Below are 1,253 nucleotides of genomic sequence, written 5' to 3'. Positions count from 1 at the left end.
AGACTAGCCACTACTATAATCATAGAAGATGGTTTATATATGGGTTAAATTAAGAAAGGATAAATAATGAGTGAGACTTATAAAATTTATACACCCAATGGATTAACATTAGATGTGGAAAAAGATACCAATAAAATACTCTTTAAAGAAAATGTTAAGCCCACAGGCAACTATACCGAAGAATATTCCAAAGCGGTTTTTAAATCTTATCATATTATGAAAAACTCCCCCTACAAAGACTATAAACCCCAATACCTAGATCCTGAATTTCACACAGGGGAGAAATCTACTTTGCTTGAATTTAAAGATTGGCAAAGCATATATTTAAAAGATCCTATCCAAGGAGCTATAGCTCCTTGGACTAAAGCAGAAAAAGCTTATTATAAATCTTTAAAAACTAAAAGAGAAAGATATAAATATTTAGCAATAAGAAGTGGATTAAGATCTGTGGTTATAGATATACCCTATGATGCTTATGCTAATGTAGATGAAAAAGGATATTTAATCAATGAAGAATACGCCTATATTTATGATGAAGTTAACAATAATAAAGAAACCTTAAAATCTTCTCTTTTTAGACAAGAATGGGGTATAGCAGCAGGAATACTAGGAAAACCTGAATATTTTGTGCGTTCTAAAAATCATGGCTTTAATGCTAGAATGATACAATGTTTTATTTTATATATTCAACTCACAGGTGGAGGATATGAAGAATTAGGTATAAAAAGAGGAATTTATAATTATGCTGATAATCTTTTAGAAATAGGTATGGCAGGGATACATAAAAATCCTTTAAGGGCCAAATTAGTAAAAGATTTAGCTAAAACTATACAGCCTGATGAATTTGGTATGCTTCCTTTTATAGATGAGATTATAGGAGCAGATTGGGTGATTGATTTAAATAAATATGATTTTGCCTATGATGAAGAAGGCAGGATCATTTGGGCTTTATATAATGATATTGAAAAAGGCAAATTAAAAGATCCAAGAGATATAGATTCTACTCCTGAAAGTAGAAATAAATTTGATGATGCTATGGATGGATACGAAAATGGAATGGTAACAAGATTTGATGTAGATACTCCAAATGATTGGAGTGAACAACAAGCTGCTTTAGATAGAGATACTCTAGTATTAAGCGCCAAATTAGCAGCCCTCACTCCTCCTCAAGGCTATCCTAATGCCCCTTATTATTTTACACCTGAAAGATTAGAATGGATTTATAAAAGAGGATATTTAGACAAACTCCTTGA

General features: G+C 31.1%; 1 protein-coding gene. It reads left to right on the top strand.

The genetic code is table 11. The features are described 5' to 3' along the window. Positions 1–66: 66 nt before the first annotated feature. Positions 67–1,253, top strand: a 1,187-nt coding sequence (locus AJ930_RS03210; protein WP_070274826.1) for a hypothetical protein, incomplete at its 3' end; no start/stop codon positions are given.

It is taken from the genome of Campylobacter sp. BCW_6871, assembly GCF_001762325.1.
In the GTDB taxonomy this organism is placed as follows: domain Bacteria; phylum Campylobacterota; class Campylobacteria; order Campylobacterales; family Campylobacteraceae; genus Campylobacter_D; species Campylobacter_D jejuni.
Note: the sequence above shows the minus strand (reverse complement) of the source record. Positions and strands in the feature narration are given on the sequence as shown.